The following is a 22282-nucleotide window of genomic DNA, read 5'->3' as shown; positions in this document are numbered from 1 at the left end:
GCACCGTCATGAGCAGCGCACACGATATGCGTCCGATCATCGTCCGCCGGGCAAAGTCGCACGCCAGGCCGCACGGCAACCACAGCTGGAAGATCGCCTACGCCGACTTCATGACGGCGATGATGGCGCTGTTCCTGGTGCTGTGGCTGCTGTCCAGCGCCAACAAGAAGACGCTGGAAGGCATTGCCGAGTACTTCCGCATGCCGCTCAAGGTGGCCATCGTCGGCGGCGAGAAGAGCAGCCAGACCCCGAGCGTGATCCCGGGCGGCGGCCAGGCTGCGCTGCGCAAGGACGGCGACACCATGCGCGCGCGCACCAACGAACCCAGCGACGAGCAGCGGCGCAACGAGCAGCAGGAAGCGCAGCGCCTGCGCGCGCTCAAGCAGCGGCTCGAGCAGATCATCGAGAACAACCCGGTGCTGCGCCAGTTCCGCCCGCAGCTGCTGCTGGACATCACCAGCGAGGGGCTGCGCATCCAGATCCTGGATACGCAGAACCGGCCGATGTTCCGCACCGGCAGCGCCACGGTCGAGACCTATATGCGCACCATCCTGCGCGAGATCGGGCCGGTGCTGAACGAGCTGCCCAACAAGGTCAGCCTGTCGGGCCATACCGATGCGGCCAACTATTCCAACGGCGAGCGCACCTACAGCAACTGGGAGCTGTCGGGCGACCGCGCCAACGCTTCGCGCCGCGAGCTGATCGCCGGCGGCATGCAGGAGGGCAAGGTGCTGCGCGTGCTGGGCCTGGCCGCGACCATGCCGCTGGACAAGGAAGACCTGCTGGCGCCGGTGAACCGGCGCATCAGCATCGTGGTGCTCAACCACAAGGCCCAGGCGCGCTTCGAGGCCGAGAACGCCAGCGCTGCCGAGGTCACGGTGGCGGCGCAGGCCGGCAAGGCCGCGCAGGAGATGCAGGCAGGGCTGGCAGCGGCCTCAGCGCCCGCGGCTGCGCCCACGGGCAGCAAACCATGACGCGCGGCCGTTGCGGCAGCGCCAGTGCAGTAACCAAGTGACTCAGGACGCCATGTCTGTCGATATCGATATCACACAGTTTTACCAGACCTTCTTCGAGGAAGCGGAAGAACTGCTCGTCGAAATGGAGCAGCTGCTGCTCGGCCTGGACATTGAGTCGCCCGATCCCGAGCATCTGAACGCGATCTTCCGGGCGGCGCATTCCATCAAGGGCGGGGCTGCCACCTTCGGCTTCGCGGCGCTGACCGAGACCACCCATATTTTCGAGAACCTGCTGGACCGCACGCGCCGGCAGGAACTGGCGTTGACCAGGACCATCATCGACACCTTTCTGGAAACCAAGGACGTGTTGCAAGACCAGCTCAACGCCTACCGCAACGGCACCGAACCCGATCCGGAAACGCTGGCGCGCATCTGCGCCGTGCTGCAACAGCTGGCGCAGGAAGCCGCCGGCCATGCCGGCGCAGCTGCCCCGGCGCCCGTACCTGTTGCCGCAACGCCCCCCGCTGCTGCTCCTGCGGGCGGCGGGCTCAAGATCCGCCTGATCCGGGTTTCCGCCTCCGACCAGGCGCTGCTGCGCGAGGAACTGGCCAACCTGGGCGAGATCACCGGCCAACAAGAGGTGAATGGCGAACTGGTGGTGTGGCTCAACACCCAGTGCAGCGCCGACGACATCATCGCGGTGTGCTGCTTCGTGATCGACCTGGACCAGATCGTGATCGAAGCCGAAGCCCCTGCTGCTGCTCCCGCGGTGGTCGAGGCCCCTGTCCCGGCGCCCGTCCCGGTCGCCACGGCCCCCGCCCCCGCAGCGGCAGCGCCCGCCGCCGCGCGCGAGAAGGCCAAGCCGCAGGCGAGCGCCGCGCACGGCGAAGGCTCGATCCGCGTGCCGACCGAAAAGGTCGACCAGATCATCAACCTGGTGGGCGAGCTGGTGATCACGCAGTCGATGCTGGCGCAGACCGCCTCGGCGCTGGACCCGGTGCTGTTCGACCGCCTGTTCTCCGGCATGGGCCAGCTCGAGCGCAATGCGCGCGACCTGCAGGAAGCGGTGATGTCGATCCGCATGATGCCGATGGACTATGTGTTCTCGCGCTTCCCGCGGCTGGTGCGCGACCTGGCCAGCAAGCTCGGCAAGCAGATCGACCTGGTCACCTTCGGCAAGGCCACCGAACTGGACAAGAGCCTGATCGAACGCATCATCGATCCGCTCACGCACCTGGTGCGCAACAGCCTGGACCACGGCATCGAAACCCCTGACAAGCGCGTGGCCGCCGGCAAGGACGCGACCGGCCAGCTGATCCTGTCCGCGCAGCACCATGGCGGCAATATCGTCATTGAAGTCAGCGACGACGGCGGCGGCCTGAACCGCGAACGCATCCTGGCCAAGGCCATCCAGAACGGCCTGCCGGTGTCGGAGAACATCACCGACGAGGAAGTCTGGCAGCTGATCTTCGCGCCGGGTTTCTCCACTGCCGAGGTCGTCACCGACGTGTCGGGCCGCGGCGTTGGCATGGACGTGGTCAAGCGCAATATCCAGGAGATGGGCGGCCACGTCCAGATCAGCTCGCGCCCGGGCCTGGGCACCACCATCCGCATCGTGCTGCCGCTGACGCTGGCGATCCTGGACGGCATGTCGGTCAAGGTGGGCGAAGAGACCTTCATCCTGCCGCTGAACTGCGTGATGGAGTCGCTGCAGCCCAAGGCCGAGGATGTCCACACCGCCGCCAACTCCGATCGCGTCATGCACGTGCGCGGCGAATACCTGCCGCTGCTGGAAATGCACCGCGTCTTCAACGTCGCCGACGCGCTGCAAGAGCCGACGCATGGCATTGCCGTGATCCTGCAGGCCGAAGGCAAGCGCTTTGCGCTGCTGGTGGACCAGCTGATCGGCCAGCACCAGGTGGTGCTGAAGAACCTGGAAACCAACTATCGCAAGGTGCCGTGCATCTCGGCGGCGACCATCCTTGGCGACGGCAGCGTGGCGCTGATCGTCGATGTCGGCGCGCTGCAGCGCACCGGCGTGCGCCGGCAGGAACCGGCGCTGGCGCAGTAACCGACCAAACACAGGAGAACTAGACATCATGGCCGGCATCGGACACATCGATACCCCCGGAAGCGACGCTTCGGGCCAGGAGTTCCTGGTCTTCACGCTGGGGTCGGAGGAATACGGCATCGACATCCTCAAGGTGCAGGAGATCCGCAGCTACGAGACCGTGACCCGCATCTCCAGCGCGCCGGACTTCATCAAGGGCGTGACCAACCTGCGCGGCGTGATCGTGCCGATCGTCGACCTGCGCCTGAAGTTCCGCCTGGGCAACGTGCGCTACGACCACCAGACCGTGGTCATCATCCTGAACGTGGCCGGCCGCGTGGTCGGCATCGTGGTCGATGGCGTGTCCGATGTGCTGACGCTGACCGGCGATGCGATCAAGCCTGCGCCGGAGTTCGGCGTGTCGATCTCGACCGAGCACCTGACCGGGCTGGGCACCATCGACGGCCGCATGCTGGTGCTGATCGACATCGAACGCCTGATGACCAGCGCCGAGATGGCGCTGGTCGAGGCCGAGCTGGCCTGACCCTGCGCACGCACCACTGAAGCAAATCCCATGACGCCGTTCCGCACCGCCGCCAGCGTTCCCGGCCAGACCGGGTCGGTCCTTGCGCCGGGCGCCATCCTGCGGCGCGACGACGCGCGCGACTTCCTGCTGACCGAACGCGATTTCGAGAAAATCCGCGCACTGATCCACCGGCGCGCGGGCATCTCGCTGGGCAGCCACAAGCGCGAGATGGTCTACAGCCGGCTGGTGCGCCGGCTGCGCACGCTGCAGCTGTCGGACTTCGCCTCGTACCTGGCGCTGCTGGACGCTGACGACCGCTCTTCGGAGTGGGAGTTCTTCACCAATGCGCTGACCACCAACCTGACCTCGTTCTTCCGCGAGGCCCATCACTTCCCGCTGCTGGCCGGGCACGCCAAAAAGACCGGCCGCCCCTACAGCGTCTGGTGCTCGGCCGCGTCCACCGGCGAAGAGCCGTACTCGATCGCCATCACGCTGGCGGAGGCACTGGGCGACCGCGCCGGCACTGTGCTGGCCACTGACATCGACACCCAGGTGCTGGCCAAGGCCCGCAGCGGCGTCTATTCCGCGGAGCAGGTCGCGCGGCTGTCGCCGGAACGCCTCAAGCGCTTCTTCCTGAAGGGCACCGGGCCGCGCACCGGTTCGGTCAAGGTCAAGCCGGAACTGGCCGCCACCATCGCGTTCGAGCCGCTGAACCTGCTCGCGCCCGACTGGGGCATGCGCGAGCAGTTCGATGCCATCTTCTGCCGCAACGTGATGATCTACTTCGACAAGCCGACCCAGGGACGCATCCTGGAGCGCTTCGTGCCGCTGCTCAAGCCGCACGGGCTGCTCTTTGCCGGCCACTCGGAGAACTTCTCCTATGTCACGCGCGCGTTCCAGCTGCGCGGGCAGACCGTATATGAACTGGCGCCGGACGCGGCCAGGGCGGGAAGGCCGTGATGCGCACGCCCCATCTGCCCGAAGCGCTTGCCACGCGCACGTATTTCGACCGCGAGTTCGGCAAGCAGGCCATCAAGCTGTTGCCCAACGAGTACTACGTGACCCGCGAGGACGTGGTGCTGACCACCGTGCTGGGCTCGTGCGTGGCGGCCTGCATCCGCGACGAGAGCGCCGGCGTGGGCGGCATGAACCACTTCATGCTGCCCGATGACGACGGCAGCGCCGACCGCATGCTGTCGGCGTCGATGCGCTACGGCAGCTATGCGCTGGAAGTGCTGATCAACGAACTGCTCAAGATGGGCGCGCGCCGCGAGCGGCTGGAGGCCAAGGTCTTCGGCGGCGGCGCGGTGCTGGCCAATATGACCACGCTGAATATCGGCGACCGCAATGCGGATTTCGTGCTGCGCTACCTGAAGACCGAGGAGATCCGCGTTGCGGCGCAGGACCTGCGCGGCCCGCATGCGCGCCGGGTCAGCTACTTCCCGGTCGGCGGGCTGGCGCTGGTGCGCCGCCTGACGCGGCAGGACGACCAGGTTTTAGTGGCGCGCGACGAGCGCGCACTGGCCCGCGCCATCGCCACCTCGGCCCGCGCGCCGGCGCAATCGCCTGAACTGTTTGCGCGGCAGTCCTTTGCGCGCCAGCTTCCCTGAAACCAATACAAGCACGATCAATCATGACAGCCGCCAAGATCAAGGTGCTCTGCGTGGACGATTCCGCGCTGATCCGCAGCCTGATGACGGAGATCATCAACAGCCAGCCCGACATGGAAGTGGTGGGCACCGCGCCCGACCCCTTGGTGGCGCGCGACCTGATCAAGCGCCTGAACCCGGATGTGCTGACGCTGGACGTCGAAATGCCGCGCATGGACGGCCTGGACTTCCTGGAGCGCCTGATGCGGCTGCGGCCGATGCCGGTGCTGATGGTGTCGTCGCTGACCGAACGCGGTTCCGAGATCACCATGCGCGCGCTGGAGCTGGGCGCCGTGGACTTTGTCACCAAGCCCAAGCTGGGCATCCGCGACGGGCTGCTGGAATACACCGACACCATTGCCGACAAGCTGCGCGCCGCCTCGCGCGCCCGCGTGCGCGCGGCGGCGCAGCCGGCCGCACCATCCGCCACCGGCACCGCGCCCGTGCCGATGCTGCGCAGCCCGCTGCTGTCGACCGAGAAGCTGATCATCCTGGGCGCCTCCACAGGCGGCACCGAAGCCATCAAGGAATTCCTGATGCCGCTGCCGCCCGACAGCCCCGCGGTGCTGATCGTGCAGCATATGCCGGCCGGCTTTACGCGTTCGTTCGCGCAGCGGCTGGACGGGTTGTGCCGCATCACGGTGAAGGAAGCCGTGCACGGCGAGCGCGTGCTGCCTGGCCACGCTTATATCGCGCCCGGCGACTCGCACCTGCTGCTGGCGCGCAGCGGCGCCAACTACGTGGCGCACCTGTCGCAGGAGGCCCCGGTCAACCGCCATCGCCCGTCGGTGGACGTGCTGTTCGATTCGGCCGCGCAGCATGGCGGCAAGAACGTGATCGGCGTGATCCTGACCGGCATGGGCAAGGACGGCACCCGCGGCATGCTGCGCATGCGCGAAGCCGGCGCCTACAACCTGGCGCAGGACGAGCAAACCTGCATCGTATTTGGCATGCCGAAGGAGGCGATTGCCGCCGGCGGCGTGCATGAAATCGTGCCCTTGCCGGCGATGACCCAGCGCGTGATGGCACGCCTGGCCACGTACGGCACGCGCGCGCAACGCGTCTAGTCGAGCCGGCAAGCCCAAACAACAAAGCCGGACCAACAAGTCATCACTGCATTTACCTGGAGCCCTCAAAGTGGACAAGAACATCAAGATCCTGGTCGTGGACGATTTCCCGACCATGCGCCGGATCATCCGTAACCTGCTCAAGGAGCTGGGTTTCGTCAACGTCGAAGAAGCCGAGGACGGCGCCGCCGGCCTGGAGAAAGCCAAGGACGGCAGCTTCCAGTTCGTGATCTCGGACTGGAACATGCCCAACATGGACGGCCTGTCGATGCTGCAGGCCATCCGGGCCGACGCCAACATCGGCAAGATCCCGGTGCTGATGGTCACAGCCGAGGCCAAGAAGGAAAACATCATCGCCGCGGCCCAGGCCGGCGCCAACGGCTACGTGGTCAAGCCCTTCACGGCCGCCACGCTGGACGAGAAGATCACCAAGATCTTCGAGAAACTCGGCGGCTGAGGCGGAGGCGCGTTTGTCATGACCCCGACCCTGAGCAACGATTCCGCCGAACAACTGATCCTGCGCATCGGCAACCTGACGCGCATGCTGCGCGACAACATGCGAGAGCTCGGCCTGGACAAGGAAATCGAGCGCGCCGCGCAGGCCATCCCCGATGCGCGCGACCGCCTGAACTACATCGCCGCCATGACCGAGCAGGCCGCCGAGCGCACGCTGAACGCGGTCGAACTGGCGCAGCCGATCCAGTCCGACATCGAACAGCAGGCCGAGACGCTGGATAAGCGCTGGGCCGCCTGGTTTGAAAAGCCGGTGGAACTGGCCGACGCCCGCTCGCTGGTACTGGACACCCGCGCCTTCCTGTCCGAGGTGCCCGGGCAAGCCCGCGCCACCAACAGCCACCTGCTCGACATCATGATGGCGCAGGACTTCCAGGACCTGACCGGCCAGGTCATCAAGAAGATGATGGACATGATCCGCACGCTGGAGCAGGAGTTGCTGCAGGTGCTGATCGACAACGTGCCGTCGGAGAGGCGGGTGGAAGTGCAGGCGCCGTCGACGCTGATGAATGGGCCGCAGGTGAATCCGGAAGGGAAGCCGGATGTGGTGTCGGACCAGGCGCAGGTGGATGATTTGTTGGCTAGTTTGGGGTTTTGAAGCTTGAATAGCCTGCGGCATTTCGCGATGCCACGTGTTTTCTCCCCTCTCCCGCTTGCGGGAGAGGGGCGGGGGAGAGGGCCGGCGCATCCACGAAGTCAACCGCATCAACACTTGCGGACCGCTTCATCCCGGCAATCCGGCGATGAACGCTTTTTTAAGAGTTTGCCCATACTCGCGCTTGCTGCCCCTCTTCATACTGGGTTCGTCGCTGCGTCGTGGCGACCGGGTTTAGCAGCCTGAGTGAGAGGGAAGCCGACCGCCTTCTGGCGGTATCCTTACATCCGCCATATCTGCGCACGCCTCTTCCATGGGCGGGCCATGGCGGGGGAGCCCTCGGGCTCGCCGGCTCCTTCTCACCGGTCTGCTAACCCTGCCTTGCGCCCGCCCGCCCCGATTAGCAGCGGGGTAGCGGGACTCAACCTGTATGAGAGGGAGTAGTGCCATGTATCAGTCTTTCCTTGCCCATTCCGGGCGCTTGATTATCCTCCGCGCTTTCTCGCTGCATCAGCGCCCGCAGACCTCGCATGCGGAGGTGCGCCATGTATAGCCATAGTCATCACGGTATTACTGCGGAACACAATGGTGTCGACATGCTCGTGACCGCTCACAGCCCGGGGGAGAATCCGTTGAGTCTTGCGGTGCAACGGGCGGCGCAGCTTCATGGGCTTCTGCTCATGGCTAGCGATCATGGGGCCTCGAGTCTGGATCCGGTGGATTTCGATCCGGCGACCTGGGAGAGCTTGCTTTCCCTCGCGGCCTGGCTGGCGCATGAGACGCAGGTGTTGAGTGAGTTGGCTGTGGTGGAGGGGCAGGCGTTGCAGATTGAGTGATCTTGGGCGGGGTGTGCAGTCGTGTAATTGGCTGCTGCCCCATCTTGGGAGCATGCTCATTTTGTCTTGGGACTGAGGGTCGCAGAACGACCCATTGCTGCCCTTCGCATGAGTTGGCTGAGTGACCGAAATGTAGCTTTAGGCGATACTCCTGCGATCGCCTTAACTTGCTAACGCTGTGCTGGAAGCCAGCACGGCGACGGTCAAACAATGCTAGAACATGTCATCCAAATCAATCGCCCTCTGACAGGAGAGTGGAAGGCTGATCAGACCACCGTTCGGGAGTTTGCAGAGACACCTACGACGGCAGCGCAGATCTACCAACATGCGCAAGTGGTCATGGCCCTATTTAATCGCCTGACGTACGGAACCCCTTCGGCTCCTAATTACCCTGAACGGTCAGGTCTTGCTCGTAAAATTCACAACGAACTATTCCCGATTGCTCACTTCGCAAATCTGCACTTTTGTGCATCTAGCGAAGTCTCAATCTGCTGGCATCTCGGAAACCAAAACTTTGACGCAACCGTCGAGGATCAACGCAAAGATTCGGACCGATCGAGCATTCGCTATTTGGAGGTGACGACCCTCCAGGACGAGGAGGATGCAAAGCTCCTTAAGCGGCTGGCAAACGAGGGAACCATTTGCATTGAAGGTGACAAGAGCCAAGCGGACCACCTTCGGAAGGTCGAGCTGCTTAGGACGGTCCTCAGAAAGAAAGGCGCGATCAAGTATCCCCCAAGAACAGCCCTGTTGGTTTACACCGATGAGGACAGAGCTCGCACATTTTCATTTGGGACACCACCGCCCGGAGTCGATAAGAAGAATAGTTACGGGGAGGTACTCCATGAAATGCAGCACCTCCTCACGGGCTTCTCAGAGGCTTTCGTGTACAGCAGGAGTCAGATTTACTGCACACTCCCGCCGCGTGAGGAATAGTCCATGTTGGCATGTCCCCCCCTTGCCTGAAGTGGTCAGATAAGAGAGTTTGCTGCCCGACTGCTCCTAGCCGAGACCCAGCCCCGACAAGCGGGCCAATGATCGGCTGTTGTGCGCCCGGGCCTCGGTCCGCCGCCGTCCGGGTCCATTGCGCCGCCGACCCTTCTGCGACGTTGGATTGGTGTCGATGTAACGGCTGCTCACTAATCCTCAACAGTCATTGAAGCCGTTGGCCCAAATGATAACGGTGCTAGTTCTCCTAGCTGCGTCCGTAATCCGCATTTGACAGCAGCATTGGGCTACGGCCCAGCCCACGGAACACCGATTCGAAGAGGTTTGGTTACCGCGTCCTCAAGGTAAGACCATTCGCGACGCGATTGACCAGGTCCAAGGCTTGCGCCTCGATCGCGACGCGGGGCGCCCGCTAAAGAGCAGATCGACAGCCGTGCCTTCTAGGCGACGCCATTCAGCATTGGATCCGGGAAATCGGACTGTGGGTCGTAGTGGTGAGAAGCGCCGCGCGCCGAGGCCCGGCAAGATTGGCGATCATCGGATAGCTCAGGAAAGGGCGGCGAGGTCCTCTTCCAGTTCGCGTACTGCTTCTGAGATGTGCATTTTGAAAAGCTCATCAACGCGCGCGTCAGAGAGCATCGAAATGTCCCGATTCGAGAGCAGGGCAAGAATGCGCCGTTTTTCAGCGGTCGGCATGGAGTCGAAGTTCGGTATGTAGCGATGCTGCTCCTTCATAGACCTCTGGCTCTCATAGAATGTCTTGAGAGCTCGCTTGACTTTGATCTTTGAGGTCAATGAGAAACGCTTCAAGAGCTGCTGCAAAGTATTGTCGACGGCGCGAAGTTGCGACGTGTCGGTAATCTGGGAAAAATAGAATACCCAGCCTAGTCGCCTGTTTTCGAAGATACAACCCGTCATCCGAAGATTTAGCCGCCATTCGCACAAATCTAGTGCGCGCTTTGCTTCCGACACGGATTTTGTAGTGACAAGCTTATGCCGATAAGCAGTACAGATCCCCGCCAATGAGGACTCGAACTTGTGAACGCTCTGTTTGCGGATACTCAGGCGCAGATTTTTGCAGTGGTATCCTAGAAAATCGAATTCTTCGGTTAGGCCCCCGCATCGCGTCTTGGAGCCGTCGACACCGGGTGGATGAGGTTGCAGTCCGATCCTTTCCAGATCGTTGCAGATCTTCTTTAGGAGAATGCTGGCCTGGCCGGGTTTGCACAAAATCAAAACGTCGTCGATATAGCGTTCGTAGACGACGTCGGGCATTGCCGCCATCCGTTTGTCGAATCCCAGAAGAAGGATTTCTGCAAGAATGTTTGAGATCGCCAGCCCTTGGGGTACGCCCCGGCTATTCGATTTCGCTCCCCTGCCGCCTTTTTTGTCGGGAACTGTCGGCGTTACAACCGCCTTTTCGATCAACGCAAGGATTTCCGGCTTCCGGATTCGCGAGCGTAGAGCTACGCGCAGTTTGTCATGAGGGATGCTCGGGTAAAATTTATGCAGATCAATCTTGACGAATTCGGAGTAGGCACCGGATTGTAGGGCTCCAGAGATACGATCAATTTTGGTTTGGGGAATTTCGGAGACGGCGTCAGGAAAAACCTTTGCCAGCATCTCGGCCAGTGCGCGCAGCGTGATTCGATCACGTACCGTGGGAATGGACAATGCCCGCGGTGGACTATCTGCTCCCTTTGAGATCAATTTCTGTTTGTAAGCCGTGAATTTGTAAGTGCCAGAGATGGCTCTTCTTTTTATTAGGCTTAACTCGGATTTCAGATTTTTCTGAAATAAATGTGGCGTGATTCTATCGATGCCAATGGCGCCAGAATCCCGAATCTTATTGTCGAAGACGGCAGTCAAATTTGACGGGCGAAATGCATCCGCGAAATGCCTGGCAGCCGTCATTTTGTCACGATCGTCGGAAGGGTAAGCGTGTAGAGAGTCACGGCGATGGGCAGCGCGTACAAGCCGAGTAAGGTGACCGTTCGCACCACCATGTATCCCCGTGCGCGTGCGGAGTCACCGAGGGAGGGGTGGCGCGACGTCAGTTTTCCCGTGTCAAGCACGCGGGCGCACACGTCGTCGAGGGTGGTGTGATTTTCGACTTGATCGAGCAACGCGCCATACTCCTTCTCAATTTCTTGCGGACTGAGGGGCGGGGGATCTTGCTGCGCCCGTCGATAGAGTGACTGGAGCGCAAGATAATTTCGTTGCATTTCCATCGACCGCCCTCTGAAGTCGCGGCCCGTCACCATGAGGGAAACGACCAAGAGAGCGATGGACAATACGGCGGCCAAGATGTCCGTTTGCGAGCCCAAAATCTGGGGGAAACGAATCGCGACGACCGCCAGCACTGCGCCGCAGAACGCATACCAGACCAAAAGCGCTTGGCTGTGGAAATCATTCTTTGCCAGCCGAACCTGAGCTCGAATCCGTGCCTTGTAAGTGAACCAGATGTTGTCGAGCGTCATATCCCCGGACTCGCATCGAAAATTATTGTTGGTGGGGAGCGAGAGGTACAGAAACGAAAAACACCCTCAAAAGGGTCAGCCACATCGCTGTGGCAACGGCAACTATCACCGTTACTTATTAGAGCCGCCCGTAGCGCAACTACGAGGAAAAACCCGCCCCCCGGTTGCAGATTCTACCGTAAGCCATATCACGCTGTCGGGGGGACGCAAACCTTCAATGCGAGCAGTCTGGATGAAGCTAGCCTTATTCACCTTGCATGCCCCTGGCCGGGCGGCCCCACGGTGCGACATTGGTTTGGGTCGAATGTCCGGTGTGGGCCCACCTGCATCATCATGTAGCGCAAGCGGTATGGCTGGAAATGGCCGGGAGCAGACCATGGCCGGACGTACCACACCGGCAAATGACTCGCGGTTGCATCCCGACGAAAGGCGGTCGATGTGGTGACCGCCAATCTCTCTTGTCGGCATGAAATCGATCCGATGAAGCCCTACGTTGGGGGGTGAGAAACAAGGAGACCTCTGCCTGAGCGAGGTTGTGGAGGTGAGAGGCCGCTTTGCAGCCGCAGACTCCTCGTAGCTTGGCAAGACGCTTGCCGATGTTCTTGGTTGGGCCATAGTGGAACGCGAGCGTCGCTTCCCGGCGCACTGCAGGCTTATCGACTAGTGATCGCGCGGGCTGAAGGCAGTCCTTCATTAACGGGAAGCCTTCTAGGAGCAGCAGCTTCGAGTTTTTCACCGGTTAGACTTATCAAAGGCCGCAAAAGGTCAAACGACAAACGAGACATATGCCTGTTCGATTCGAGGACATTCTTCCCACAGTACGCGGTCAGGATGACGCATTCGAGGAACTGACGTGCCAGCTTGCCCGTCGCCGCCGACCCGAGAAGGCGGTCGAGTTCAGACGCATCCACGGTGCCGGAGGGGACGGCGGTGTCGAAGGTTACTGGGTGCTGGCCGACGGTAGCGAGGTCGGCTACCAAGCGAAGTACTACATTCGGTCCGGTGAAGTCCGCTGGGACGCGATTAACGAGTCAGTCCAGACCGCCCTGAAGCTACATCCCAGGCTCGGCAGGTACGTCATATCACTAGCTTGTGACCTTACCGACAGGACCGTACGCAAGGGCAAGACCGGCTGGGAAAAGTGGGCAGAGCACAAGAAGGCCTGGGAGGCGCAAGCGAAGAGCTTGCTCGGCCACGACGTAGCCTTTGAACTTTGGACCGCGACCGACCTTCGGGGCATGCTCGGATTGCCCCCGATGGCGGGCATGCTGGCGCGATGGTTCGGCGAACTGTCTCTCGAGCCTAAGTGGCTTGCCGAGCGAATAAAGCGTGCTGTCGCAGACCTGGACGAGCGTTACCATGCCGAAGATCACGTACCTGTTGGCGTCGAGCACCTGTTCGATGTGCTCGTCCGCAGTGACAAAGTCCTGGAGCGCTTTCGAGAGCATTTGGGCCGCATCAGAGACGCTACGCACCGCCATCTTGGCAAGGTGCCCGGCGATCCCGGACCACACACCGAAGAAGTGGAGTGTGCTCGCGCCGCTATTGCAAATGTCTTGGCGGTCGAAGCCGCACTCAATGTCTCCCCTTGGGGGCCGTGGGAGGCAAACAGGTGGGTATCACTGGCGAACCTTGCCCAGGGCAGTGTGTCCTTGCTGGCAACCTCCATCCGGGATGAAACTCGAAACGCAGCTAGACCCGTTGACAAGGAGGTGCGAGACACCCTCATTGGCCTCGGTCAGCTAGTCGAACAAGTTGAGGCGCTCGGCAAGGCTTGGTCGAGCAGTGCTTTTCGAGCGGAGCACGAACGGGCGGTTCTGCTGGTTGGTCGCGGGGGCTCCGGCAAGTCTCACCTACTTGCCGGCCAGGCAGAGCGAGCGGTGGCTGAAGGGCGACCGGCAGTTCTGGTGCTGGGTCAATACCTGCGTGCAGGACCAATCTGGCCGCAGATCCTCAGCCGACTTGGCGTCGAGGGTTCGCCGGAGACGTTCCTCCAGGCGCTGGACTCGGCTGCCGAAGCGGCGAGCAAACGCGCGCTCTTCTTGATCGATGCGCTGAACGAAGGGGCAGGCGCAAATCTCTGGCGAAGCGAAGTCGCGAGTTTTCTGGAGACGTTCAGGCCGTTCGAGAACATCGTGTGCGTGCTCAGTTGCAGATCGGAGTACCTGCCGTATGTGGTGCCGAAGACGGTCGAAGATCGAGTTCCACAGTTTGAAGTTCGTGGCTTCGATGCGCGCGAGGAGCAACAGGAAGCTGCCCGGGTCTACATGGATCGCAAGGGAATTGCTCGGCCTAGCTCACCATGGCTGGCCGAGGAGTTTCGAAATCCGCTGTTCTTGCGCAGCGTGTGCGTTGCTCTGCAACGCGAAGGCAAGCATGAGTTTCCGCGTGGACTTGTGGGCATCAAGACGATTCTGGAGCTGTACCTCGGGAGTGTCGCTCGACATCTTGCACCCGCCTACGACGGCAGCAACGATCTCGTGGTGCCGACGCGTACAGCGCTTTCGTTGATCGCGCGGGCTATGGCCACCAACCGGCGCGACTACCTCCCGAGAGACGCTGCCGACGCTATCGCGCGCTCGACCTTCGCGTCCTTCGTGCCACCTGAAAACCAGACCTGGTTGGAGGCAATCCACCGAAGTGGCCTGTTTCGCTTCGACCCGGACCCGGAACTCGTTGTAGGGGCCGAGGACCCACTGCCGAAAGGCATCGATGTCGTCAGATTTTCATTTCAGCGGTTCCAGGACCAGTTGATGGCGGAAGCCTTGCTCGAGGAAGTCACTGACGTCATCGGCGCGTTCGGCGCAGGTGGCCAATTGCACTTTCTGACCGACCACGAACAGTGGGCGGTGGCGGGCGGCCCAGGTATCATCGGTGCGCTCTCCATTCAGATACCCGAGCGGTACGGGCTGGAGATGATCGACGTCATGCCCGGCGGACTTGCGCGGTGGCGACGCTTCAAGGTGATGAAGCCAGCCTTCGAAGACAGCCTCCGCTTGCGGGCCCCTGGCGCATTCAGCGGACGAACTACTGAACTGTTAGAGGAGTGGATCGCGTGTGGGTATGGAGGGCGGACTGTATCGCTGCTCTTCGAGCTAGCGACAGTTGCTGATCATCCTTGGAATGCGGAGGGCATGCATGCTCGCCTGAGCATGACGCCGATGCCAGAGCGAGACCTCCGGTGGACACTCGCACTCAATGAAATTTCCCGCGACGAAGGAAGTCACGCGCTGAACGTGCTGTTCCAATGGTGCACAAGCCCAGAGGCTAGGACGGCAATCAACCGAACGCGAGAGCTCGCCGCTTTGGCGCTCGCCTGGTGCCTGACGTGTACCAACCGCCCGGTTCGGGACATGGCGACGAAGGCACTGTCGTACCTGATGCTTGCTCAGCCAGACCTGCTGCTATATCTTGTCGACAAGCTGAAGGGCGTTGATGACAACTATGTGCTCGAGCGGCTGTGGGCAGCCGCCTATGGCGCGTGCAGCCACGACCCGACTCGTGAAAGGCTTCAACTGTATGCACGGGCGGCCTGGCAATCAGTCTTCTCGTCCACGCCGCGAAAGGACCTGCTGCTACGGGACTACGCTCGCGCAATTGTCGAGCTGGCCACACATGTCGGTGCCGAACTCGGGGACTTAGATGCGGCTCGTTGCAAGCCACCGTATGCCGAGACTGGTCTAGACCTGAAGAAGGTTCGAAAGCTGACTGCTGCAGCCGAAAGGAAGCTGAGCGAAGGGGCGCAACGCATCGTCTCGTCGTGCTTGTATCTTGGCGACTTCGGAGACTACGAGATAAAGCCCACGGTGAGCGAGATCACCACGATTACCTTGGATACCTTGCCCATCAAGACCAAGGAGTCAGCAATCAGGAATTTCAGGTCCGTTGTCCTTGGCGACATGATGGATAGGGTCGAAGCCTTCCATGAGCTTGAGGAACGTATACGCCTGATGCACATGCCACAGATGTTGACGCGAGATGGCGTGTTTATCTTGAAGCGGAAGACGCCGTCGGAAAGCGAGGTGGCTCGAGACGCACTCCTGCGCGAGCGCTTTCTCGCCCTTCTATCGCCAGAAGAGTTGCGAAGCTTCCAAGAGGACGCGGTGCCTTGGCTGACCGACAGCCACTCCGAACCGGCCGAACGTGTTGACGTCGAACGTTGTCAGACTTGGGTTGCGATGCGAGCCATCGAACTGGGTGGACCCGCCGTTGATGTAGATGGACCTCAGTCTGTCCCCAGCAGCGAGCGGCCTATCGTTGAGAGGCTGGGCAAGAAGTATCAGTGGCTCGCCTTGAGCGAACTGCTGTGTGGCTTGGCATCCAAGCTGTGTCTAGAGTCAGGATGGCAGGAAGACCGCACTCTGCGTGCATACGATTTTCCAACGGATATCGGCTTCGTCAGGGATGTAGACCCGACAGTGCTTTCTCACGATCCTGCGCCAACTGCCCGGGAAGACGATGCCTGGATGTTCGGCGAGCCCATCCTCCTGGAGGAGGTCGCTGAGGACGACCTGCGCGCGTGGCCTGGGCGAGAGGATCCCGGCAAAGAGTTTCACAAGAAGGTTGTGCGCATTGACGCAGGCGGACAACGATGGGTCGTTCTCTACGACCACGTGCACAAGACTGAGCGGTACCTCGAGAAATCGGTGGGACATGGCATGCGTCAACAGGAATTCCGGCGCATCTTTAGTGTGTTCGTCGAGACTTCGCGCCTCGAGCAGTTCATTGCTGTCCTCAAGGACGACAAGGGCATCAACGTCAGCGACTGGGAGGTCCCTCAACTGACGGATGGCCCGTACCTCGGCGAGATATTCTGGAGGCCGACTGCTCCGATGGAGCAGTGGTCAGGCAGAGGTGCCCGGGTGCCACCAGCTATCCGCCTGGCTTACCCGCTTTGCCAATACGTGTGGGAGTCGCACCTCGACCTCAGCCTCAAGGAGGGCGCTCGGACATATTTGCCGGCCCCTTGGCTTGCGAGCAAGTTGAAGCTGACCGTCTTGCCGAGCGCGGGCGACATGCTCCTCGATGCTGCAGGGCAGGGTGTCTTCACTCGCAAGGCTACGGAAGAGGACAATGTAGTGCTCCTCAGCGAGAGCGCGCTGGAAGGTCTGCGACATGAAGCTGGTCTGAGCTGCGTCTGGCTCCTGGTGGCGGAGCGCAATGCCTGGCCAGGTGGGAGCAACGCCGCCGCAACCTGGCGGCGTGCCGAAGGCGTTGCTTGGATGGAAGGCAGCCGCGTTTTCAGCAGGACGTGGACACGCGACGGATCAGCGCAGGAAGTCTCCAAGGGATCGCGCACTGGCCTTCGCAAACGAGGAGGGAAGTAGGCTTCCGGCTTGCACTCGCCGATGCGTTGTCAGTCAGGCGACAAGTTGCGATGGGTTCCTTGATTTGGCAACTCGCGTCGTCCCGCGCGACGAGGAAACGGACGGTTTCAGCCTGCGGAGAGGAAGGCTCTCGTCGCCGTCGCAAGACGACGGTGAAACGTTCGCAGTCGGTCGGCAAATCGAGCCTGCCTGAATCGCAAGTTTCTCATGTACTATCCAAGCCGATTTCCGCTAGGGCGAACAGTCGAGGAACGAATGCCAACTGAGATGTCGGTGTTAGATTCGCAGGCCGCGAAGGCATGGCTACAGCAGTTCGCCCTGCGCGACCAGAAACTTGCTGCCGATTTGCTTGGGGTCTTTAGCTTCGTCTCCCGTGACGAATTCGCGTCGGGGCTAATGGATCAGGTGCTGCATCAGGCCGAGTCTGTCAATGGCCCAATCGCGCTGTACGCAGAGCGTGAGCTGGGGCATCGTCTAGGAGTTCCCCATCGCCTGTTCAAGGAATCAACAGGCAAGGCCAAGCGCGCCTATGGCGTAGGCCCGCAGCCGGTCAAGGCCACCAAGGCATACCAGCCAGAAGTCGGCAGCGAAGGCCTCGTGGCTCAGCTCATTACCGACCTTTGCCGACGGTTTCCGAAGCGATTCCTCAACCATCCCGGGCCCGATTTGATTCGGAGGACCCGCGCGCGCGCATTTTGGGTACTTACCGACTTCGTGGGATCGGGCAAGCGCACTTACAACTATCTCTCCGCAGCCTGGAAAGTTCGTTCGGTTCGAAGCTGGAAGTCAGGCGGGTTCCTACGCTTCGGTGTGATCGCCTACGCGATGACACAATCGGGCCAATCCCGCATTGATCACCATCCTTGCAAGCCGCTTACATCGTGCGTGCAGCCGTGCCCGACTATCTTCAGCGCATTCAGCCGCTCCGCAGTCGACGCGTATGTGAGTCTCTGTGAACGGTATGACCCAGTCCGCCCAAAAGCAGGAACTTTCAATGACAATGGATTTCTGGGATACGGCGGGGTAGGCGCACTGATCGCCTTCGCTCATGGGGCGCCAAACAACGCCCCTCGCATCTTCCACAAGACGTCGAGGCGGGCCAACGGATGGATTCCGCTATTCCCTGCGCGGGTGACCGCCGGATTGCCGCCCACCGGATTCGGCCGGAGCCTTCGTCCGGAAACCATCTCGGCTCGCCTGGATGCGCTGGGGAACAAGGTCCTGGCAAAGTCTCCAGCGGCGCGGGACGCGTCTATCGAAGTTAAGAAGCGCTACCTCGTACTGGCTGCGCTCTCTCGCGGACAGCGAGGCAATGTCATTCTTGCCATCAAAACGGGTTTATCCACGTTCGAGGTAGAGCAAGTATGTCTGGAGCTAGAGAGTTTCGATTGGGTCAGTCCGCGCCGCGTGCTCACGGATGCAGGCTTGGGCGAGCTGCGACACCTGCGCCGCACAGTTGCACAAATGCGACAGCGTGTCAGCACCGATGCAGAAGTTGAAAAGCCCCCTTATTATCCAACCTCGTTGAGGGCGCCGATTATTCCATCTAGTTGACGCCGTGGCTTCGTGCCACGGAACCATACTTCGGTACCGGACTCAGACTACTGCAGTTCTATGGAATAGCGTCCGCTTGCGGCTAAGGTCACCCGTCACCAGCACGTGGCGAGGACTTCGGCTAGCGACGGGTGATCTCACCCCCTCGGGGGTCAAAGTAGATGGAAAATTGGCGTCCTCGACACTATCGAACCATCGGGTCTGGCAAAGGCGTGTCTCGCGACATCCTTGATGCCGCTGTCCAGACTGGTAAGGCAATCGTGCGCATGAATGCGCGGCTTCAGCCGGTTTTCACCTTGCGACATTTGGCTTATCTTACCGATTGCGACTATGGCCTTTTGCGTGCGATCGTTGGCCGGTCTATCCAGAATCCCTACCGCGTCTTTCGCATTCACAAGCGACCCAGCCCAGATGGCCAGGAGAGGTATCGGACGATTTGCGCGCCCGATCCGCAGCTACTGACGGTTCAGCGATGGCTAGCGACCAACGTTCTGAACCACGCAGCTTCATCGATTCACAGTGCCAGCAAGGCGTTCGCACCGGGCTGCACCCTACTACACGCAGCCGAACCGCACTGTGGCGCCAAGTGGCTTATCAAGGTTGACGTCCAAAACTTCTTTGAGTCGGTCTCTGAGATTGCCGCCTACCGCGTTTTCAGGGCACTGGGATACCAAGCACTCGTGGCGTTCGAGTTCGCTCGGCTGTGTACTCGCTTAGGGAACAGCACGCTGCGACGTTCACATCCGCAATGGCTGCGTGACCCTTGGCGATGCTACGAGATTGCTGCTTATGACCATAGCCTGGGCAGAATTGGGCATTTACCTCAAGGCGCCCCTACGAGCCCCATGCTTGCAAACATTGCAATGCATGCTGCGGACGAAGTGTTGCATGCCCTCGCAATGTCGTTTCGGCTGACGTACACGCGGTACGCCGATGACCTGATATTCTCGACAACGGATCCGGGTTTCACCCGTGAGCTTGCGTCCAGCGTTGTCCGCAGCGTTTACAGCATTTTGGGCAAATATGGCTTTTCTCCCAATGTTGCCAAGACCCAAATAGTCCCGCCTCGGGCTCGAAAGGTCGTCCTAGGCCTTTTGGTCGATGAACCGAGCCCTCGACTACCCCGCGAGTTCAGGGAGAAGATTCGTATGCATCTCTATTACATAAAGAAGGACGGCGTTGGCCCCGCCCACCATGCTGCCAGGCGAGGCTTTACTGCGGTCGCGAGCCTTCGCAATGTCTTGTACGGTTTGGCCGCGTTTGCCACACAAATCGAGCCTCAGTATGGCGCGAGTATTCGCAAAGAGCTTGATTCGGTGACTTGGCCGACCTAGCGGGCGCATAGAGTCGTCCCCGAACGGTGAAACGCTACCATGACCTTGCGGTGTGGATCGGCCACGCCAGGATTGGAGTAGCAGACATCGATACCACGCCTTCGGCAATCACTGAATGGTCGGTGTCAATGCGGGCCGGCCGGCTAGTCGCCGCCCACGACCAACGCAGACTAGCCTGGGATGATCGTTACCCCTGGAGACCTGAAGGGCCGCTTTTGACCGGTATGCGACGACTGCAATTTTAGAGCTTCCGTCCGTAACCGCTCGAGATCTGCGGTTTCGTCTAAGCGGAAATCGGCCTGACGTTGAAGCCGGTGTGAGCGATCTTCGAGTTGGTAACCTGGATTGACGATACGCGCGTACAGCCGTTGGGCGCGCTCGGCTGGGACAGCAGTTGGTGCATGGTGGCGGGCGACATGGGAGATAGGACAAATGCGCGGCCCTTCCATTCCTTGATCGGCAGGCGTTCTTACACTGCGCGCGCGTAGTGGCTGGGTGGCTGCCCGACATGCCTGGTGAATGCCACGCTGAACGCACTGGTCGAGCCGTAGCCGATGCGTTCGGCTATCTCCGAAACGGACAATTCATCTCGACGCAGGAGTTCCTTCGCGATTTCCATACGCCACGAGAGCAGGTACTCCATCGGCGCGACCCCGACTGTCCGCGTGAATCGCTCAAAGAAGCTGGATCGCGATAATGCAGCGATCTTGGCAAGTTGGGCAACCGACCAGCTCCGGTCAATATGCGCATGCATCTGCTTCAACGCGGCCGCCAATCGCTCATCGCCCAATCCACGGAGCAGGCCTGGTGGGGCGCTGCCCGACGTGGTTGAACGCATGGCCTCGACGAGCAGCATTTCGACCAGCCGGGAGCGCATGAACTCATTGCCTGGTTTTTCATCCGCGGACTCTTCGCCCACCATCCGCACTAGCTGCGACAGCCGCGTCGAACCTTGCACGTGCACCACTTTCGGCAGCATCGACACCAGCAGACCCGGATCGGCGCAGTCGAACAAGAACGAACCACCCAATGAGCGCATATCGGGTTGGCCTGTCTGCTCGCCATACCGCAATTCGCCCCGCCCCTCCCGCACTTGGTTGGGGTCCATGTAAACCGGGGGCGCTGGGGCGAAACTGGATATCGTAAAGCCCGGCGTGGTGGGGAGCAGCACGAAATCTCCGGCGCTGAGCGTCGTCGGCTCGTGTCCATCCACGGCCAGCCGACAGCTTCCTTCCAGCATGATGCAGAAGCTGGGCTTGCCGAACTCGGAGTAGCGCACCGCCCAATTGCCCTTGCCGATGATTGGGTTGGCGAACACGGCCTGCGGATGCAGCAGTCGGACGATTTCGGAGAGAGGGTCACTCATTTGGACGTTCGCTAAAAGAAAGCGGATTATTTGATATCGACGATCCGCCTAGCGTTACCTATCGTTCCCTCTGAGTCAATCACCCACCTCGGAGCACGAAATGAAGACTGTACTGATCACTGGCTCTTCGTCCGGCTATGGCCTGGAAACCGCCCGTCACTTCCTCGCAAACGGCTGGAAGGTCATCGCTACCATGCGGACCCCCCGGTCGGACCTGCTTCCAGCCTCGGACAACCTGCGCGTCTTGCCGCTGGATGTCACGCAGACCGAGAGCATCGACCGGGCCTTGGAGGCCGCTGGCCCCATCGATGTACTGGTGAACAATGCCGGCATCGGCCTGTTCGGTGCATTTGAAGCCACCCCCATGTCCACGGTGCGGGAGATCTTCGAGACCAACACGTTCGGCGTTATGGCGATGTGCCAGGCGGTGATCCCACAATTCCGCGAACGCCGAGCCGGCACGATCGTCAATGTCACGTCCAGCGCGACGCTGGCCCCGTTCCCGTTGGTGGCCTCTACACGGCCAGCAAGACCGCCATCGAAGGCTTCACGGCATCGCTGGAGCATGAACTCAAGGTGCTGGGCGTGCGGGTCAAGCTGGTCGAGCCCGGCTACGGACCTTCCACGAACTTCACCGCCAATGGCCAGCAGCGCATGCAGGGCCTGATCACGGAGCCTTACGAGCCCGTCGCCCATGAAGTGTTCGCGGGATTCAGACAGCTCTGCGCAGTGACGACTGCGACGGATGTCGCCGAAGGCGTCTGGGACGCCGCCAACGACACCTCTGACCGGCTGCATTTTCCGGCGGGTGCCGACGCCGTTGCACTGGCGCGCGCTGGCTGACGGCAAGCGTCGCCGCGACTCGCCCACTCACGACGATCTTCTCATGATCACGCGAGAAGGGCGATGTGCTCTACCAATCGACGCCCGCAACTACCGTGCCGAGTTGGCGGCGCGCGCGGAGGCCGAACTGGCGCGCGTGCGCACCCAGGTCGAACTGAACCGCAGCGAGACCGAGCGCCTCACAGGGCCGCATTGTCCAAGTTTGCCGAACCCTGCGTACAACCCGTGACGGCTGCCC

Annotated in this window: 17 protein-coding genes and 1 pseudogene; 15 read left to right on the top strand and 3 right to left on the bottom strand. The window is 61.3% G+C overall.

The window, feature by feature from the left end; all coding sequences use genetic code 11:
• Positions 1-8: 8 nt before the first annotated feature.
• The 10 genes from motB to AC1Q6V_RS08470 all read left to right on the top strand — a co-directional run bounded on the left by motB (position 9) and on the right by AC1Q6V_RS08470 (position 9128).
• Entirely contained in the window at positions 9-974 is a 966-nt protein-coding gene (gene motB, locus AC1Q6V_RS08515) for a flagellar motor protein MotB (protein ID WP_454751376.1), read from the top strand.
• A gap of 52 nt (positions 975-1026) precedes the next feature.
• Positions 1027-3027 (top strand): chemotaxis protein CheA, encoded by a 2001-nt coding sequence (gene cheA, locus AC1Q6V_RS08510; protein ID WP_011616432.1) that lies wholly within the window; start codon positions 1027-1029, stop codon positions 3025-3027.
• A 28-nt stretch (positions 3028-3055) separates the two neighbouring features.
• Complete coding sequence (locus tag AC1Q6V_RS08505; protein ID WP_010812708.1) at positions 3056-3550, top strand: chemotaxis protein CheW; 495 nt, start codon at positions 3056-3058, stop codon at positions 3548-3550.
• A gap of 30 nt (positions 3551-3580) precedes the next feature.
• Positions 3581-4492 carry a CheR family methyltransferase gene (locus AC1Q6V_RS08500; RefSeq protein WP_454751375.1) on the top strand — a complete coding sequence of 304 codons (912 nt, stop codon included), beginning with the start codon at positions 3581-3583 and terminating at the stop codon, positions 4490-4492.
• Positions 4492-5142 carry a chemoreceptor glutamine deamidase CheD gene (cheD, locus tag AC1Q6V_RS08495; protein ID WP_454751374.1) on the top strand — a complete coding sequence of 217 codons (651 nt, stop codon included), beginning with the start codon at positions 4492-4494 and terminating at the stop codon, positions 5140-5142. Before AC1Q6V_RS08500 ends, cheD begins: the two co-directional genes overlap by 1 nt.
• 23 nt (positions 5143-5165) lie before the next feature.
• Complete coding sequence (locus AC1Q6V_RS08490) at positions 5166-6248, top strand: protein-glutamate methylesterase/protein-glutamine glutaminase (RefSeq protein ID WP_454751373.1); 1083 nt, start codon at positions 5166-5168, stop codon at positions 6246-6248.
• 70 nt (positions 6249-6318) lie between these two features.
• A complete protein-coding gene (cheY, locus tag AC1Q6V_RS08485) occupies positions 6319-6705 on the top strand; it encodes a chemotaxis response regulator CheY (RefSeq protein ID WP_018004712.1) in 387 nt (128 codons plus the stop codon).
• 18 nt (positions 6706-6723) lie between these two features.
• Positions 6724-7359 (top strand): protein phosphatase CheZ, encoded by a 636-nt coding sequence (cheZ, locus tag AC1Q6V_RS08480; protein WP_010812703.1) that lies wholly within the window; start codon positions 6724-6726, stop codon positions 7357-7359.
• Between the two features lie 542 nt (positions 7360-7901).
• Complete coding sequence (locus tag AC1Q6V_RS08475; RefSeq protein WP_454751372.1) at positions 7902-8192, top strand: hypothetical protein; 291 nt, start codon at positions 7902-7904, stop codon at positions 8190-8192.
• Between the two features lie 570 nt (positions 8193-8762).
• Positions 8763-9128, top strand: a complete 366-nt coding sequence (locus AC1Q6V_RS08470; protein WP_454751371.1) for a hypothetical protein — start codon at positions 8763-8765, stop codon at positions 9126-9128.
• 558 nt (positions 9129-9686) lie between these two features.
• Here AC1Q6V_RS08470 and AC1Q6V_RS08465 read toward each other — a convergent pair.
• Positions 9687-11054: a reverse transcriptase domain-containing protein gene (locus tag AC1Q6V_RS08465; protein ID WP_454751370.1), complete on the bottom strand. Its 1368-nt coding sequence runs from the start codon at positions 11052-11054 to the stop codon at positions 9687-9689.
• Positions 11051-11620, bottom strand: coding sequence for an SLATT domain-containing protein (locus AC1Q6V_RS08460; protein WP_454751369.1), 570 nt, complete (start codon positions 11618-11620; stop codon positions 11051-11053). Before AC1Q6V_RS08460 ends, AC1Q6V_RS08465 begins: the two co-directional genes overlap by 4 nt.
• Before the next feature lie 785 nt (positions 11621-12405).
• Here AC1Q6V_RS08460 and AC1Q6V_RS08455 point away from each other — a divergent pair.
• The 3 genes from AC1Q6V_RS08455 to AC1Q6V_RS08445 all read left to right on the top strand — a co-directional run bounded on the left by AC1Q6V_RS08455 (position 12406) and on the right by AC1Q6V_RS08445 (position 19835).
• On the top strand, positions 12406-16947 hold the full coding sequence (locus AC1Q6V_RS08455; protein WP_454751368.1) for an NACHT domain-containing protein: 4542 nt from the start codon (positions 12406-12408) through the stop codon (positions 16945-16947).
• Positions 16948-17202: 255 nt separating this feature from the next.
• Positions 17203-18501, top strand: coding sequence for a phosphoribosyltransferase-like protein (locus AC1Q6V_RS08450; RefSeq protein WP_454751367.1), 1299 nt, complete (start codon positions 17203-17205; stop codon positions 18499-18501).
• Positions 18502-18713: 212 nt separating this feature from the next.
• Positions 18714-19835, top strand: a complete 1122-nt coding sequence (locus AC1Q6V_RS08445; RefSeq protein ID WP_454751366.1) for a reverse transcriptase family protein — start codon at positions 18714-18716, stop codon at positions 19833-19835.
• Between the two features lie 469 nt (positions 19836-20304).
• Here AC1Q6V_RS08445 and AC1Q6V_RS08440 read toward each other — a convergent pair whose 3' ends face one another.
• Positions 20305-21201 (bottom strand): AraC family transcriptional regulator, encoded by an 897-nt coding sequence (locus AC1Q6V_RS08440; RefSeq protein ID WP_454751365.1) that lies wholly within the window; start codon positions 21199-21201, stop codon positions 20305-20307.
• Between the two features lie 100 nt (positions 21202-21301).
• On the opposite strand from AC1Q6V_RS08440, the pseudogene AC1Q6V_RS08435 reads away from it, so the two are divergent.
• A pseudogene (locus AC1Q6V_RS08435) lies at positions 21302-22044 on the top strand (SDR family oxidoreductase).
• 43 nt (positions 22045-22087) lie between these two features.
• Complete coding sequence (locus tag AC1Q6V_RS08430) at positions 22088-22273, top strand: hypothetical protein (RefSeq protein WP_144062277.1); 186 nt, start codon at positions 22088-22090, stop codon at positions 22271-22273.
• Positions 22274-22282: the final 9 nt, after the last annotated feature.

It is taken from the genome of Cupriavidus sp. GW823-FHT07B10, assembly GCF_058794355.1.
The sequence above is the reverse complement of the archived record's forward strand: the minus strand, read 5'-3'. Positions and strand labels throughout refer to the sequence as shown.

What these genes read in the sequence shown, in the direction of transcription:
- motB (WP_454751376.1), top strand. Translation starts at nt 9, where the DNA reads ATGAGCAGCGCACACGATATGCGTCCGATCATCGTCCGCCGGGCAAAG.
- cheA (WP_011616432.1), top strand. Translation starts at nt 1,027, where the DNA reads ATGTCTGTCGATATCGATATCACACAGTTTTACCAGACCTTCTTCGAG.
- AC1Q6V_RS08505 (WP_010812708.1), top strand. Translation starts at nt 3,056, where the DNA reads ATGGCCGGCATCGGACACATCGATACCCCCGGAAGCGACGCTTCGGGC.
- AC1Q6V_RS08500 (WP_454751375.1), top strand. Translation starts at nt 3,581, where the DNA reads ATGACGCCGTTCCGCACCGCCGCCAGCGTTCCCGGCCAGACCGGGTCG.
- cheD (WP_454751374.1), top strand. Translation starts at nt 4,492, where the DNA reads ATGCGCACGCCCCATCTGCCCGAAGCGCTTGCCACGCGCACGTATTTC.
- AC1Q6V_RS08490 (WP_454751373.1), top strand. Translation starts at nt 5,166, where the DNA reads ATGACAGCCGCCAAGATCAAGGTGCTCTGCGTGGACGATTCCGCGCTG.
- cheZ (WP_010812703.1), top strand. Translation starts at nt 6,724, where the DNA reads ATGACCCCGACCCTGAGCAACGATTCCGCCGAACAACTGATCCTGCGC.
- AC1Q6V_RS08475 (WP_454751372.1), top strand. Translation starts at nt 7,902, where the DNA reads ATGTATAGCCATAGTCATCACGGTATTACTGCGGAACACAATGGTGTC.
- AC1Q6V_RS08465 (WP_454751370.1), bottom strand. Translation starts at nt 11,054, where the DNA reads ATGACGGCTGCCAGGCATTTCGCGGATGCATTTCGCCCGTCAAATTTG.
- AC1Q6V_RS08460 (WP_454751369.1), bottom strand. Translation starts at nt 11,620, where the DNA reads ATGACGCTCGACAACATCTGGTTCACTTACAAGGCACGGATTCGAGCT.
- AC1Q6V_RS08455 (WP_454751368.1), top strand. Translation starts at nt 12,406, where the DNA reads ATGCCTGTTCGATTCGAGGACATTCTTCCCACAGTACGCGGTCAGGAT.
- AC1Q6V_RS08450 (WP_454751367.1), top strand. Translation starts at nt 17,203, where the DNA reads ATGCCAACTGAGATGTCGGTGTTAGATTCGCAGGCCGCGAAGGCATGG.
- AC1Q6V_RS08440 (WP_454751365.1), bottom strand. Translation starts at nt 21,201, where the DNA reads ATGAGTGACCCTCTCTCCGAAATCGTCCGACTGCTGCATCCGCAGGCC.
- AC1Q6V_RS08430 (WP_144062277.1), top strand. Translation starts at nt 22,088, where the DNA reads ATGATCACGCGAGAAGGGCGATGTGCTCTACCAATCGACGCCCGCAAC.